The following is a 14,003-nucleotide window of genomic DNA, read 5'->3' as shown; positions in this document are numbered from 1 at the left end:
TGCGGTCCGTTCTCCGCCGTCCGCGCGGCCGCTGCTATCTCGTTCCCGGTTCGAACGTCTCGAGCAGAACCACCGCTTCTCGAACGGCTTCCTCGAAGACGGCCTGGTCCGACGCCATCACGCGATCCGTTGACGGGTCCCAGTCGATGGCTCGAATCTCGTGCAGTCGGGGCAACGTCGAGTGTCGAAGCGATCTCGCCACGACGCCAGCGCGGGCGTCCGTATACTGGGCGACGACGCGCGTGAGCTCGGCGACGGACCGTCTCTCGCCGCCGTGTCCGTGATAGAGAACTGCCAGCGTGATCCGGGCCTGCTCGTCGCCGAGGACCTCGAGGATCGTCTCCGCGGTCGTAGGAACTGCCGCGACGGTTTCGAGACTCGCGGTCCGTTCCGGTGGTGACCGTCGTCTCGCGCCGTCGCTTGCGTCGGGACCGAACGCGACGTCGAGGTGAGCGCGGGTGCCGGCCCCGGACGGATCAGCGGTGGCACCTGCAGAGCGTGTGGGAGACGGTCCCGACGGGGACGTCGCGGCCGACGTAGCTGTGGCACCGTCGCTTCCGGGCGTCTCGACCGACTCTGGGACCTCGTTCGCCGTCGTCGACACCGGCCTCGTCGTCCCCGCGTCCGTCGATTTGGCCGTGCTCGTCCGCCCCGCCGCGTACATCGCCGCGAGGAAGCCGCTTGCACCGCCGATTGCAGCCAGCGAGGTCACGAGAGACAGCGGTCGGTTCACGGAGCCGCCTTCGAACGTCACGTAACCGATCGACAGGACGCCGACCGCACAGGCGACGACGATACCGAACGAGACTCTGGTTACGACCCGCCAGCGGACGTCGGCCGTGACGTTGCGACTAGCCAGCCAATACCCGCCGGTCGCCAGCCCGGTCGGGACCAACAACGAGATCACCAGTTCGAACGCGTCGACCGGGTGCGTGACCGGCGTCTCGAGCGTCTGCACTATTCCGGCGATCGCGAGCGCGAGCCCCATCCCTCCCACTCGTACCGCGCGGGGGTAGCAAAACGCATACCAGTCGCTTCCAGAGACGATCACATAAATCAGATTGGTTGTGATCCGACACGTTCTGGATATTCGAACGGAAACGTAGCTACAATTTGACAGCCATCATCACTTCGTCGACGTAGTGGCCGTTCAACATGTAGTGGTCCTGTCGGACCGCTTCAGTGTCCCAGTCGTGTTCTTCGAGGAAGGCGATCGCTTCCTCGTTGGTCGATGGCACGCTCTGGTAGACTTTCTCGTAGCCGTTCGAACCGGCCCACTCGAGGCCTCGCGAGAGGAGGTGTGAGCCGACGCCGTGGTTGCGATACTCCTCTAAGACGCCGACGGTGAGTTCGGCGGTGTGGCTCAGCTTCTCCAGTTCCGGCGCGTAGAGGTGGACCCAGCCGACCACTTCGTCTTCGACCGTGGCGACGAAGAACATTCGAGACTCGAGTTCGTTGTGCCGGAGCAAGGTCTCTTCGTGATCGATCTCGTCGGCGACGCTCTCGGCTTCGATGTAGGTCTTCTCTTCGGCGACCTGTCTGATCGCTCCGACGATCCCCGTCAGATCCTCCTGGCGCGCCGGCCGAATGTGGAATTCGAGGTCCTCCGAGACGTACTCCTCTTCGGCACCCGCATCGATCGTTACTCTGAGCGTTCCGTCTTCCTGCTCGAGTCGCCCGTCCCGCTTGAGTATCGCGACGTGGTGGCGAAACCCGCCGGGATCGAGGCCGAGGCGCTCCTGTACCTCGTCGGGATCGACCGCACCGTGGCGCTCGACGTATTCGTAAATGTGCTTGCGATCCTCGTGACCGAACTCGAGCGCATCAGTCGTAGCCATGACATACGGTACCACTCGGCATTACTTAATCCTTGCCGGCGACAGTCATCGGATCGAAACCGTCGGAGCGGGCGTCGAAGGAGGAGACGCGCATCGAACCTCCGCAATTCGTCCGGGAGGCGGCTGTTGCGGAGCGGAACGACGGGAGTGGCATTCGCCACGTCCGTCGATGAGAACACGCCCGTCCTCGCGGAACCCGTCGGAACCCATGGACACCCATCGTCGGGACGTGAGAGCGACTCTCCTCGTCGGATCCGCGACAGGACGATCGGGAGACGGATCACACGACAGCCTCGACGACGGCTTCCTGAACGCCTCGACCAGCGGCCCCACACTGGCGGTCGAATCAACGCTGGCCGTTCCATCCGTTCTCTTGGTACCTCCCTCCCCCGTTGCTCGAGGCTTTCTCCGCCGTCTTCCGACCCCGTCCGACATCTTAAGGCGACAACGTGTACAGCCGGACACCCTTGTGCTATCAGCTCTTCGACCTGATTGCGCGAGAGACGTTCCCGTCCCGAGTCGACGGGGTACCGACAGGTGTTCATCTCGCGTTCCCCATGATCGGATCGACTGTGGTGATCGCTGGCTGTTCGCTCGCGCTCGCGGTAGCAGCGGGAGTACTGGCCCACGAGTGGATGCACGTGCTCGTGCTCCGACTCGGACGCGTCGAGTACTCGGTCTCGTACTTTCCCGGCCGCGCCGACGGACTCCGATCCGTTCTCACGACGCATCCCTGGGCTGCCGTCCATCCCCGCCCGACCGGTGGTGAACCGCCCTGGGTCATGCGCCTCGCTGCACTCGCACCTGCTGTCCTCGCGATTCCCGTCTTCGGACTTGGCCTCGCTGGTCACATGACGACCGAGACGCCGATCGTCACCGCCGCGGCGATCGGCTGGCTCGCCTGTGCGCTTCCGAGCCCACAGGACTTCTCGGTCGCCTTTCACGCACATCGGCTTCTCGAGCGATCCCGCGAATCGAACGCGCCATCCCTCTCCCGCGCCGACTGACGGTCGTCGCTGGCGTTTCGTTCGACGTTACCCGTTTTTGCCTGCGTTACCGAGCGAGGCCGCGTCGGTCGACCAGGCGTGGACGCCGGTCAGAAGCGCGAACGCACCGAGAACGACGGTCCCTCCGAGAAGGCCGTCGATCGGAACGAGCCCCATCGCGATCGAACCGAGAAAGATGCTACAGAGGGCGACCGTGCCCGCGTACCACAGCGGCCACCGATCGGCCGTGTCGTCCCCGCGCGACAAATCCAGATACGGATCGAGTTGTGACGTCAGCGGTGTCGATTCGACCCAGCCGCGGTCCTTCTCGTAGTTGACGATTCCGTGATTGTCGAGTTTCGGAAGGTGTGATTGATACAGCGAGATATAGACGCGCTGGCGTTCGCTCGAGTTCAAGTTGTCGACGGGCGTTCCCTGTTCCCAGGCGGCGACCTGTTCCGCGAGTTCCCGGAGTCGAACCCGTCCGTCGGACTCGCGGAGGTAGTGGAGAACGTCCCGTCGGCGTTTCGTCTGCAGAATGTGGTAGATATCGTCCAGGTCGAGATCTGCCGGCGTTTCGATTTCATCCGACGCTCGAGACGCTTCGTCGACGGTATCAGTTTGACTGCGCCCGAGCACGTTCGTTCACTGCGGACAATAACCCAATCCGACAGATAAAACTACGCACTTATTGAACGGCGTACACGATGCGTGGCCGCGGAGAACGAGTGAACGGTCGCTCACGCGGTTCGTCAGCGCTGGTCGCGAGAGAGCCAGATGAACCGAAACGAGGGAGTATGAGTGCTGAAATCGTGTGACACACCACCAGTTGCCAGTCGTAGCGTCCCGGTCCCTCAGTATCGACGCCGGACTATTGTATTCATTCCAAACACTATCGTGAGCTGATGGGACCGATCGTGCGGCAGCGTCCGATCGAGCGCGAGGGAGTCGTCTCGTCGCGACGGAGACCACTGTCCGTCTCGTTATTCGACCCCATCGTCGAACTCGAGTGGAGTGGTGAGTCGGCCGATCGGTCAGGGGTCGATCTCCATCGGGGCGGTTCGATCGGATAGCTCCGCGCTGACGAGTGCGGCGTGACTTCGGCGGAGTCGTTCGGAGAGCGCCTGGTGGGAAATGTCCAGTTCCGCGGCCAACTCTTTGAGCGTGACTCCCCTCGGAACGTCGAAATACCCCAATTCGTGCGCCTTACAGATCGTTTCGTACTGCGTTTCGGTCAGCGGAGTTCGCGCCGTCGCCAGATCGTCGACCCCACTTATCCGGGTGACGTTGACCCTGAATTCGTACTGCTCGAGGAGGTCGTGACACGCCGAGATGGACTCCCGATCGTGAAAGAGCAACTTCAACATCCACCGATCGTCGCGACCCTGTGCCGTCAGGATGGCGCCGTCGTTTTCCGTGACGATCTGTTCGAACAGTTTCACTCCGTCTCCGAATTCGAGTCGGAACAACCAGCGATCGCTCGGCATGGCACCGACGTCGTCGTCCGCCGTCGATCCCGCGCTGTCGTCGGCGACGCTCGCGATCACCTCTACAGACGGGTCCGACTCGAGCGCCGTCGTGACGGTCGTACAATCCGGTCCCCCCGCCCAGACGAGGGGCGGAGAGCCACCGATCATTCCACCGACCTGGAACTGGAACGTCGATACTCGATCGAACGTCCGGGAGAGTCCGAGCCGATCGGCCGGAATCTCGAGTTCGACGACTGTGGTCATCACCGAAGACCACCACAAAGACGTATAGACGGATTTGGTTACCGGTAGCCTTTCCCGCCACCCAACTCCGCTGACTGTCTCTCTCCCGAGAGTGTCACCCTCGGTAACGTGACGGTCCCGATCCGTTTCAGCCCGATGTTTGGGGACGGTCGTTCGGATCGTGGCTCACCGGCCAGGACCGTGAGAGGGGGTGCGAGCCGACACCCGCCGAGCGCAGCTACCGACTTCGACCGTTCTCAGTTCATGCAATTGCCGAGCAGCTACAAGTAGTAATGCCGTCGATGGTTTACTTGGCCAACGTCTGGCAATTTGGCAACAGGGAATGCACGACGTCAGTCACTGGCTGTCGATTTCGACGGTTCGGCCCCCGTCGCGATAACTGCCATCCGAAGGGGACGGATTGGCAGCGGGCCGACAAATTCGGTCACTGCTTCAGTCGAACGGTGAACGCGTCGTCGTTTCTGTCGAGTTCGACTAACCCGTCCGACTCGAGGTCGGTCAGCAATTCGTGGAGCCACTCGCGGCCGTACTCGCCGTCGGGGGCGTAGTCGACGCGAATGCGGTGGCCCAGCGTATCGAGTTCGAGGGCCTCGTACTCTCGCAGCGTCGCGATCACGCGGCCGCGGAACTGTCGACGACTCCCCTCGAAACTCGGTTGGCTGGGGACGTCCGGAGCGGTGAAGTCGCCGCTCGCATACGCCGTACACCACTCACGCCACGGACAGCCGGCCTCGTCGCAGCGCGGAGTCCGTTCGCAGGCGACCCCTCCCAGTTCCATGATCGCGTTGTTCCAGACTCGAGACCGATCGTCGGGCATGAGTTCGCGCGCGGCAGTTTCGAACGCCGAATCGTCGTCGGGGACGTCGAAGGCGCGATAGAGCACTCGCTTGACGTTCGTATCGACGACCGCGTCGCCGTCGTTGAACGCGAAACTCGCCACCGCGTTGGCCGTGTACGGACCGACCCCCATCAGTTCCTGCAGTTCCGCGGGCGATTCGGGAACGTCGCCGTCGTACGCCGTTTCGACCTGTTGGGCCGCCTCGTGCAGGTATTTCGCCCGGTTGTTGTACCCGAGACTGTGATCGGACCAGAACCCCACGACTGCCGCTCGGTCGGCCGCGGCCAGGTCGGCGGTCGTCGGCCAGCGCTCGAGGAATTCCTTCCAGGCCTCGACGACCCGGCCGAGCTGGGTTTGCTGGCTCATCACCTCGCTGACCAGAATCGCGTACGGATCGTCCGTTCGTCGCCAGGGAAACTCGCGGTGGTCGGCTTCGTACCACGCGATGAGCGCGTCGCGGACGGTCTCGCTGTCGTCGGGCAACGCCCACTCCCGGGCCTCTGCTGTCATCGGCGGGGCGTAGGGAAGCGGCGGGTTTATGAGTGCTGGTCCATCGTCGCGCGATCCCGTCGCATTTTTTCACGCGACTCCGTCGATTCGCCGCCATGGGCTCGCAGTCGCTCGATCCGAAACTCGTCGCCCTCGGCTTCGCGCTCGTCGCCGCACCGTTCGTGATCCTGTTTTATCTCTCGATCGGCCCCCTCGGATGGACGGCCCTCGGCGGCTCGGTCGTCGTGATCGGAGTCGTCGTTACCGTGCGAGAATCCGCAGAGTTCGACCCGGCAAACCGCCTGGAACGGACGAATTGCGAGAACTGCGGCGCGCGAATCGACGCCGACGCTGACGCGTGTGAGTACTGCGGCGCCGATCGGTGAACCGGTGCGGCGGTGGGCCGAACGACCGTCGGTTCGATCTCCGACTCCCGTCGACGCGACAAGAAAGGCCTATCCGGCGCGCTCGAGTCCCCTCTCGTATGAGCCTCGACGGTCTCACCGACGACGTCACGGAATCGTATTCGGATATCGGCGACGAACTGTCCGTCTCCCTCGATCGCGAGACGCGCACCGAACTCGCCTTGCTCGAGACGGCACTCGAACCCGAGGAGACCGACGAACTCGTCCGTCGGGCGATACACATGCTCTTCCAGTCGACCGTCGACACCGGCAAGCTCGATTTCCAGCTCCGGACGGCCTACGACGTGACCTACGACGAATACCTCTCCGGGATGACCTTCGAAGAGATGACCGGGGCGGACCAGTATCCGACGATGGACGACGAGCGGCGTTACCAGTTTTGATACCGTTACAACCGTCGAACGCGGGGAGGAATCGTCTCGCACTGCCGTTCGACCCTGCAGTTCGGGTTCGGAACGCCAATACAGTAGTCGTTGAAAGTCAGTGCACACCCCGCTCGCCGTCCGGCGAGCGATGGGTGAATCGTTTCGACGACTACTCTAGCCGTTGGAAAGCGGGACGAACGGCAGCGTCGCTCGTTCGTCAGCCGAGTACGATAGCGCCTCCGCCTGGCTGACGTCACCGGGAGTCACCAGGTCCATGACGCGAGGCGCGTTGTCGGCCGCACCAGCCTTTGCACCACCGAACGCGTATTTTTCGGCGGCTTCGGCGACCGGTCGGAGCGTCCCCCGGTCTTCGGACTGCAGCATCGCCACGACTTCGAGGTCCGAAATATCTGTCCCGCCGAAGGCGGTCCGATCCACGGACAGCGAGACGGCATTGGCGTCGGGATCGACCTCCTCGCGGACGGCGATCGCGTTTCCGTTGGCGTCGGTGAGCGGATTGCCACTGGCGTCGACGGCGCTCTTCGTGAAGCCGCTGATCTCGAGGCGGTAGTGCCACGCCGAGTCGAAGTCCGCGGCCAGTCCGAGGTCGCCGACCTCGGTGGTGGTGCCGCCGTCGGCGGTCGGGTCGCGGAGGTACAGCACGAACATGTGCGGCGAGAAGCCTCGATCGCTCCCGAACCCGTTGTTCAGGGTTTCGACCGAGACGGTGAACTGAACGCTGCTGTCGGTCCGCGTCACCTCGAAGGACCGGAGGTCGAAGACGCCCTCCGGGAACGCGTCGGCGGTGGGATACGTGTATCCGCCGGGTCCGTGATCGTCGCCGCTCGGATCGGCGAACGAGGCGACGGTTTCGGGTGGTTTCACCGTCACCATTCGGTTGGTGAGAACGTCTCCGTCCGACGTTCGGACGAGCACGTGGTAGGTTCCCGGGGTGTCGATCGTCGACCCGAACGTGAACTGCTGGTCGCTCGCGCCCGGTGCGATCCGAACGTTTTCCGAATCGACGAGGTCACCATCGACGACGACCTCCACGGTCGTCCCGCCGATGTAGTCGCCGTCGTTGGAGCCGGTCGCGGAGATGAACGGCTCCCGAACGAACGTTTCTCCGCCGATCGACACGTCGATCTCCTGTGATGGACGGTCGTACCGCGGCAGCGATTCTCTGTCCTCTCGCGTCGCCGGGCGGAGACGAACGGCGGTTCCACCGGATCCGACCATCGACACCAGCAGCGTCGTGGACGTGTCGACGATCGTCTCGTCGATTCGAACGTCCTCGAGATCGTCGTCGTAGTCCGCGTCGATGCCATCGGAGTAGATCTCCGCAACGTACTGACCGTTCGTCCGGCCCTTGCCGGGATTCTGGCCATCGTCGGGTCTCTGGCCGTTGCCGGGCCCTTGATCGTTGACGGGTCCGTGACCGTTCCCCGGGCACCGGTCGTCGCGGTTTGTGTGGCCCCACTGGGACTCGATACTCGTATTTCCGTTCCGGTTGCGATCCCGGTCCCGGTTTCGGTCACGGTTGCGATCCCGGTCACGGTTTTGATCACGATCCCGGTCCCGGTCCCGATCTCGGTCACGGTTCCCATTCCCGCCGCGGCCGTTGCCGGGCGCGTCGTCGAGGAAATCCAGTGGCACCTCGAGTGCGCGCCCGCTCTCGTCGGTCATCGCGCCGACGTACCACTCGTCGTCTTTCTTCCGAGCGATGATCGTGTACTCACCGATCGACGAGTCCAGGACGCGCGTGTCGTCCCAGCCCGCGGCCGGGACGTCTTCGATGAACTGGAACTCGGGGGCCGTCGGCCCCGTGATCGGCGGTTCGTCCGGCTCGGGCATCGACCGTCCGGACTCCGTGACGGCGATCGCATCGAGATTGAACCCGCCCGTGTCCTCGCCCGTCAGGGCTATTCCGAGTTCCGTATCGTCGTCCTCGAGCGAGACGGTCGTCGTCGTCGTCGTCCAGACGTCCCAGTACTCGGTTCCCGGCATCGATAGCTGTTCGACCGGCTCACCGTCGACCTGGAGGGTTGCCGTCGCGTTCACGCCGTCGTCGAGTCCGTTGCCCGCCTCGTAGTTGGCGACCCGGAAGTGGACGGCGTACTCGCCGACAGTGACGTTCTCGACGGACCACGTGGCCGTCGAACCACTGTCGACGCTGGTGGCGGCGAACGGGACGTACGCTCACCCTGCGCGTTGGCCCACTCCGACCTGGTATCGAATCCGTCGAGGTCGGCGTGTTCGGCCTGGGCGACCGCACCGACTCGCAGCGTCGCGGGCTGGTCTGCCAGGTACGAACGCGGGAGATCCGCGACCATCTGGAGGCCGCTGAAGTAGGTCGGGTACATCGCGAGTTGCTTCGCACGCGTCGTCTCGATGCCGCCGGAACCGGAGTCCATGTCGAAGATCCCCGGGGTGTACTCGACTGGGCCACCGAGCATGCGCGTGAACGGGAACGTGACGTGGTGGGAGGGGCTAACCTCGCCGAACGCATCGTACTCCTGGCCTTTCACGCCTTCGCGGGTCATCAGGTTGGGGTACGTACGACGGCGGCCAGTCGGGTGGATCGGCTCGTGCATATCCAGCATCTGCCGATTGGCCGCGGCCGTCTCCGCGACCAGCGTGTGGTGGTTGACGAGCACCTGATTGTGATGATTGTGCCCCTCCCCAGCCATGTTCCCGTTGTCGGAGACGAAGCCGTTCTTGATCGTCCGAATGCCGAGATCGTCGTACAGGTCGAAGGCGTCGTCGAGCTGTGACTCGTAATTTTTGAAATCCCCCGCCGTCTCGTTGTGCATCGTCATCTGGGTCGGCGGCTCGAGGCTCGGGCCGTAGCTGGTCACGCGCTCGAGGTCGAAGTCGGGATACGATTTCGTGAAGTCTAACTCGCTGCCATCGCCCGGGTAGCTCGACCACCCTGTGTTCCAGCCCTCGACGAGCACGCCGGGAATGTCGTGTTCGCTCGCGAAGTGCATGTACTGCTTCGCGCGCCCGGTCTGTGCACCGTGGTTGCCGGTCTGAGGGCCCCGATACTCCCAGTCGGCGCGACCGGTGATCATCAGCCACCAGACCCCGATGAACTTCTGGGGCTGGATCCAGTCAGTCCCCTGGACGAACACGTCGTCGCTGTGATCGTCGTTGAGGTTGACGACGAGATTCGATTCGACGAGTTCGCCCGGCCGCCTGCCGAGTTGGATCGTCCGCCACGGCGTTACGTGCGGTGCTGACGCGGATACTTTCGTCCCGTCCGGGAGCGGGGCGAGCGTCGACTCGAAGTCGGTGTCACCGCTCTCCTGCGGCGCGATCGCGAGCGACGCGTAATCGTCGAGGTTCGCCTCGTGAACGCTGACGTAGTGATCGTCGCCGGTTCGCATCGTCATCGGCGTGTGGACGCCGTCGAACGCGCCGCCCATATCCGTCTCGAGCGTGGATCCGATTTCCGAAAGCGAGGTCTGCTCGTACTCGACCTCGAAGTTGTTGTAATCGTTCGGAATCCACCACGATTCGTAATCGTCTGCGAAGGCGTATTCGGTCCGCTCGGAGGTGACGACGAACGGATCGCCGAAGCGCTCGTCGAAGAGGAACCGGAACCCGAGACCGTCGTCGAACACCCGTATCTCCAAGGTGCCGCCCCGACCCTGCCCGTCGGTCTCCTCGAGTCCGAGTCGGAGCTCCGCGTAGCGTTCTCGGATCTCGTCGTACCGATCCCAGACCGGTTCCCACGTCGTATCGACGGTCCTCCGTTCGCTCCCAGTGACGGTCACGGTCGGCGCGTCGCTTCCGACGCCGAACGCAGGCTGGTTCTGGAACTCGAATCCGATGTGCGAGGCGTCGATAACAGTTTTCTCCTCGAACGAGACGCTGTACGTCGGCCTCCCGTCGACGACGTCGATAGTCACGGTTACGCTTCCGTCCGGTGACGAAACCGTTTGGGACGCCGAATCGTCACCCGCACCGACCGGCGATGCCCGGTCCGCCGAGATGGTCAACGAGTACGCCGCCGCCGCAACGAGCGACGCCGCGCCGCCAAGCAGTCCCCGCCGTCGATACCCCTCGAATGTTTGTTGAGAATATTCATCAATCATTTCAGAAAGTGCCTCTCCGCCCTTGCACTAAAAATTTACTACTAAATATAGTTATGACTAGCTGGGAACGGGTGGGAAATTTCGTCGCGATATCCGCGTTTGCCCGCGTGAGACGGCAGCCGTCCGACTGAACTGGCTCACGGGGAGCAACTGGACGGCCGAATTACCGTTTCCCGCCACGGGTCCAGCGCTTCGACGAAAAGAGGCCCGAAACCGCCCGCGACAGGTGGGCTGGTGGCTGGCAGCTTTCAGTCGTCGATCGGTGCGGCACTCGAGAGGGCTTCGTCGATGTCTGCTTCGGCCATCTTCTCGACCAGGGCGTCGATGACCTCCTCGCGCTTGCCGCTGACGAACTTGATCGACCCGACGACGAGGTGGCCGCCGCCGGAGACGCCACCGCCTGCGATTTCGGCCTCGAGTTCGGAGACCATCGTGGGGATGTCGAGTCGGACGCCATCGCTCCGTAACACGGCGAAGTCCGGGCCGTACCCGACCGTGATGACCGGGTCGCCCGTCTCCTCGATTTTGCGGTCGTGGATTTCGCCGGTGGTCTTCCCCGGTGCGGGGTAGGTAAATCGGTGAGCGTAGTTCTCGACGTCGATCCGGTAGAGGTGTGCCCCGTTGTCCAGCGTCTCGTGTTCGAGATGAGGCATCGCGGCCTCGAGTTGCTCGTCGACTTCCTCGCGGGCGCGGTCGGCGAAGAACGTGACGAGTTCGCGATGGCGCGCTTCGTCGTCGCTGTCGAGTTCGAGCAGGTCCTGAATCAGCTGATCGCCGGAGTTGTATCGCAGCCAGAAGGCGGCGTAATCGAGCGCCTCGCTGACGTCCTGCAGTCGATCTTCGTCGTAGCCTTCGTCGGCGGCGAGTTCGACGTAGTCGTCCATCGCGTCGGCCTTCGAGCGGTCCGAGAGGCCTGCGACGGCTGGAATGTGGCGGAGTTCATCGGTGAGGTTCGGATAGATCATCCGTGCGAGCTCCACACAGAGCATCCCGGTCGTGATCCGGTAATCCTCGTCGTGGAGGTACGGGTTCACGTGGGCGTCGAGCAGGTCGCCCACCGCCTCTGGGTCGGGGTGATGGTGGTCGATCGCGACGATCGGAATGTCGTAGTGGGCCAGGGTCTCGTAGGCCGGAACGTCCTCCGCCGTCGAGCCGTTGTCAAGCATGAGCAACAGCGGGAGTTGCTGGCCGTGTTTCTCGCGGTCCTCGAGCGCGAAGTTGAGATCCCGCGTCGCGTCCTCCATTTCGTAGAACGGTGCCTTCGCCGGAAGCCGCTTGATGAGGTGGCGCGGTGCGTCTTCGTCCTCGTGGACGTCGGCGATGAACCGCTCCAGCGCGATCTGGACGGGGACGGCGGCGCACATTCCGTCGCCGTCTGCGTGGTGGCGCACCCGAATCGGGCGTCCCTCGAGGACGGTCCGGCGGAGCAATCGGGCGACTTCCTCTATGTTCGGGCGGAGCTTTTCGAAGGCCGGCCAGTCGATCAGCGGCGCGACGTCGTGGGGTTCGGCGCGGGCCTCGAGCGCCTCGTCGAGGCGTTCGCGGGCTTCGTCGGCGTCCTCGCCTTCGAGCTTCGAGAGGCCGTCGACTTCGATCTGTACCGACCCTTCACGATGTTCCGGCATCCCCGTCACGCGGACGATGTCGCCGACCTCGATCGTCGGGTACGCGCGGACGCCCGCCTCTTCGAAGGCGGCGCATGGAACGACGCCGTTCTCGTCGGCGACGTGGAAGATCGTCGGACCGCCGGTCTGTTTGACCTGCGTGACTTCTCCTTCGACGTGGATTTGCTCGCCGAGGTTGCTCTCGAGGCGGTGGGTGCCGGTCAGCGAGTAATCGTGACCGACTTCCTCGAGTTCGTACTCGTCGATGTCGACCGGTTCGAAAGCCATGTCTCCGTTTTCGCGGACGCTCTCGAGTTCGACGACGAGTTCGTCACCGACGCCGTACGTTCCAGTGAGGACGGATTCGTGGACGAGACCGGAAACCGAGTCGGAGAGATCGACGAAGACACCATAGTCGACGATACCGTTTATTTCGGAGAGATAGGGATGGCCCTGTTCGACGTCTTCAGCGGTACAATCGGGGGCGAGATCGTAGACGACGGAATCCCCGTCGTCTGCGCCGGGTTCCCCGGCGGAGTCACGCGTCATCTTAATTCGCCGTTTGGGGGTGGTCGCGTATAACCCTTGTCAAGAAGGGATGTCGACTCGAGGCGCCACGGTAGCCCCTGGAACCCGCGTAAACCAATCCTTCCTTCGAATATGTCGTTTGCCGGTCGAGGACGACCGGAGTAATACTGATTAGGTATTACTTCGAATGTAAGACTGAAGATGCCACGCGTCACCACGAAAGGGCAGGTCACGATACCGAAAGAGATTCGCGATCGACTCGGAATCGAGCCGGGCGACGAAATTTCGTTCGAAGCGACCGATTCCGGGTACGCGATTCGAAAGCGAGAACCGACTACGAGAGACGGTGACGATCCGTTCGAGAAATACCGCGGTAGTGCCGAAAGCGACGAGACGATGCCCGACCGGATGCGTCGACTCCGCGGTGACTATCCCCGCAGCGTACGTGATGACGGTGTACCCGCTGATTCGAGGGACGAACCGTGACGACGGCGGTCGATACGAACGCGCTCCTCGCACTGCTGTACGATGATGACTACGCCGACGCCAGCGAACGAGCACTTCGAAACGCCCATCGAAAAGGCCGGACCGTCATCACACCGATCGTCTACGCCGAACTCGCTGCCGACGGTCACTTCGAGACGGCGAGTGACCTGGATCGATTTCTCGAGGAATTCAGCATCCAACTCGTCGACCCTTCTGGAAACGCGTTGTTCCGAGCGGGACAGGCGTTCCAGCGATATACCGATCGGGGACCGGACGGGCTCCAGTGTCCCTCTTGCGGCGCGAAGCAACAGAGTACCTGCCGGGTGTGTGCCACCAATCTCGCCCCGCGCCAGCACATCGCTGCCGACTTTCTCATCGGCGGCCACGCCAGTACGGAAGCGGATGTGCTGGTCACCTTCGATACCGGGTTCTATCGGACGTACTTTCCGGGCTTGAGTGTTGCTCCCGAATGAGTACCAACGAAGCGGTACTTGCACGATCTTCTCGGGTCGCTTTGCATGGGTGAACGGATCGGCTGTGCGCTCCGACTCGAATCGGACTCTAGGAGACGATGCGCGATAGCGGGCGCATCGGAACGTTTAGCAACCGCA

General features: G+C 63.3%; 11 protein-coding genes and 1 pseudogene. 5 read left to right on the top strand and 7 right to left on the bottom strand.

Annotation, left to right across the window (positions count from 1 at the left end; translation table 11 throughout):
- Nucleotides 1–34 precede the first annotated feature (34 nt).
- Together NJT13_RS04060 and NJT13_RS04055 are read right to left on the bottom strand one after the other, a co-directional pair.
- Entirely contained in the window at nt 35–988 is a 954-nt protein-coding gene (locus NJT13_RS04060) for a hypothetical protein (RefSeq protein ID WP_254524216.1), read from the bottom strand.
- Between the two features lie 118 nt (nt 989–1,106).
- Nucleotides 1,107–1,838, bottom strand: a complete 732-nt coding sequence (locus NJT13_RS04055; RefSeq protein ID WP_254524215.1) for a GNAT family N-acetyltransferase — start codon at nt 1,836–1,838, stop codon at nt 1,107–1,109.
- Between the two features lie 557 nt (nt 1,839–2,395).
- Between NJT13_RS04055 and NJT13_RS04050 the strand changes: the two genes are divergently transcribed.
- Nucleotides 2,396–2,845, top strand: coding sequence for a hypothetical protein (locus tag NJT13_RS04050; protein WP_254524214.1), 450 nt, complete (start codon nt 2,396–2,398; stop codon nt 2,843–2,845).
- A 27-nt stretch (nt 2,846–2,872) separates the two neighbouring features.
- Here NJT13_RS04050 and NJT13_RS04045 read toward each other — a convergent pair whose 3' ends face one another.
- From NJT13_RS04045 to NJT13_RS04035, 3 genes are all read right to left on the bottom strand, one after another.
- Nucleotides 2,873–3,463: a DUF7344 domain-containing protein gene (locus tag NJT13_RS04045; protein ID WP_254524213.1), complete on the bottom strand. Its 591-nt coding sequence runs from the start codon at nt 3,461–3,463 to the stop codon at nt 2,873–2,875.
- 395 nt (nt 3,464–3,858) lie between these two features.
- Nucleotides 3,859–4,557: a helix-turn-helix domain-containing protein gene (locus NJT13_RS04040; protein ID WP_254524212.1), complete on the bottom strand. Its 699-nt coding sequence runs from the start codon at nt 4,555–4,557 to the stop codon at nt 3,859–3,861.
- A gap of 424 nt (nt 4,558–4,981) precedes the next feature.
- Nucleotides 4,982–5,905 (bottom strand): HhH-GPD family protein, encoded by a 924-nt coding sequence (locus NJT13_RS04035; RefSeq protein ID WP_254524211.1) that lies wholly within the window; start codon nt 5,903–5,905, stop codon nt 4,982–4,984.
- 95 nt (nt 5,906–6,000) lie between these two features.
- Between NJT13_RS04035 and NJT13_RS04030 the strand changes: the two genes are divergently transcribed.
- Nucleotides 6,001–6,270, top strand: a complete 270-nt coding sequence (locus NJT13_RS04030) for a hypothetical protein (RefSeq protein ID WP_254524210.1) — start codon at nt 6,001–6,003, stop codon at nt 6,268–6,270.
- Between the two features lie 98 nt (nt 6,271–6,368).
- Complete coding sequence (locus NJT13_RS04025) at nt 6,369–6,692, top strand: ribbon-helix-helix protein (protein WP_254524209.1); 324 nt, start codon at nt 6,369–6,371, stop codon at nt 6,690–6,692.
- Between the two features lie 156 nt (nt 6,693–6,848).
- Here NJT13_RS04025 and NJT13_RS23385 read toward each other — a convergent pair.
- A pseudogene (locus NJT13_RS23385) lies at nt 6,849–10,774 on the bottom strand (glycoside hydrolase family 97 N-terminal domain-containing protein).
- A gap of 248 nt (nt 10,775–11,022) precedes the next feature.
- Complete coding sequence (gene han / locus NJT13_RS04005; protein WP_254524207.1) at nt 11,023–12,927, bottom strand: Hef-associated nuclease; 1,905 nt, start codon at nt 12,925–12,927, stop codon at nt 11,023–11,025.
- A gap of 180 nt (nt 12,928–13,107) precedes the next feature.
- On the opposite strand from han, the gene NJT13_RS04000 reads away from it, so the two are divergent.
- Together NJT13_RS04000 and NJT13_RS03995 are read left to right on the top strand one after the other, a co-directional pair.
- Nucleotides 13,108–13,392 (top strand): AbrB/MazE/SpoVT family DNA-binding domain-containing protein, encoded by a 285-nt coding sequence (locus NJT13_RS04000; RefSeq protein WP_254524206.1) that lies wholly within the window; start codon nt 13,108–13,110, stop codon nt 13,390–13,392.
- Nucleotides 13,389–13,865: a type II toxin-antitoxin system VapC family toxin gene (locus tag NJT13_RS03995; RefSeq protein WP_254524205.1), complete on the top strand. Its 477-nt coding sequence runs from the start codon at nt 13,389–13,391 to the stop codon at nt 13,863–13,865. The genes NJT13_RS04000 and NJT13_RS03995 overlap by 4 nt, the downstream gene beginning before the upstream one ends.
- The last annotated feature ends 138 nt before the right edge of the window (nt 13,866–14,003 follow it).

This window comes from Natrinema caseinilyticum, assembly GCF_024227435.1.
Lineage (GTDB): Archaea > Halobacteriota > Halobacteria > Halobacteriales > Natrialbaceae > Natrinema > Natrinema caseinilyticum.
Note: the sequence above shows the minus strand (reverse complement) of the source record. Positions and strands in the feature narration are given on the sequence as shown.

Bases quoted from the DNA above. Each gene is read 5' to 3' on its own strand.
- han (WP_254524207.1), bottom strand. From the start codon at position 12,927: ATGACGCGTGACTCCGCCGGGGAACCCGGCGCAGACGACGGGGATTCC.
- NJT13_RS04000 (WP_254524206.1), top strand. From the start codon at position 13,108: ATGCCACGCGTCACCACGAAAGGGCAGGTCACGATACCGAAAGAGATT.
- NJT13_RS04055 (WP_254524215.1), bottom strand. From the start codon at position 1,838: ATGGCTACGACTGATGCGCTCGAGTTCGGTCACGAGGATCGCAAGCAC.
- NJT13_RS04040 (WP_254524212.1), bottom strand. From the start codon at position 4,557: ATGACCACAGTCGTCGAACTCGAGATTCCGGCCGATCGGCTCGGACTC.
- NJT13_RS04060 (WP_254524216.1), bottom strand. From the start codon at position 988: ATGGGGCTCGCGCTCGCGATCGCCGGAATAGTGCAGACGCTCGAGACG.
- NJT13_RS04035 (WP_254524211.1), bottom strand. From the start codon at position 5,905: ATGACAGCAGAGGCCCGGGAGTGGGCGTTGCCCGACGACAGCGAGACC.
- NJT13_RS04050 (WP_254524214.1), top strand. From the start codon at position 2,396: ATGATCGGATCGACTGTGGTGATCGCTGGCTGTTCGCTCGCGCTCGCG.
- NJT13_RS04025 (WP_254524209.1), top strand. From the start codon at position 6,369: ATGAGCCTCGACGGTCTCACCGACGACGTCACGGAATCGTATTCGGAT.
- NJT13_RS04030 (WP_254524210.1), top strand. From the start codon at position 6,001: ATGGGCTCGCAGTCGCTCGATCCGAAACTCGTCGCCCTCGGCTTCGCG.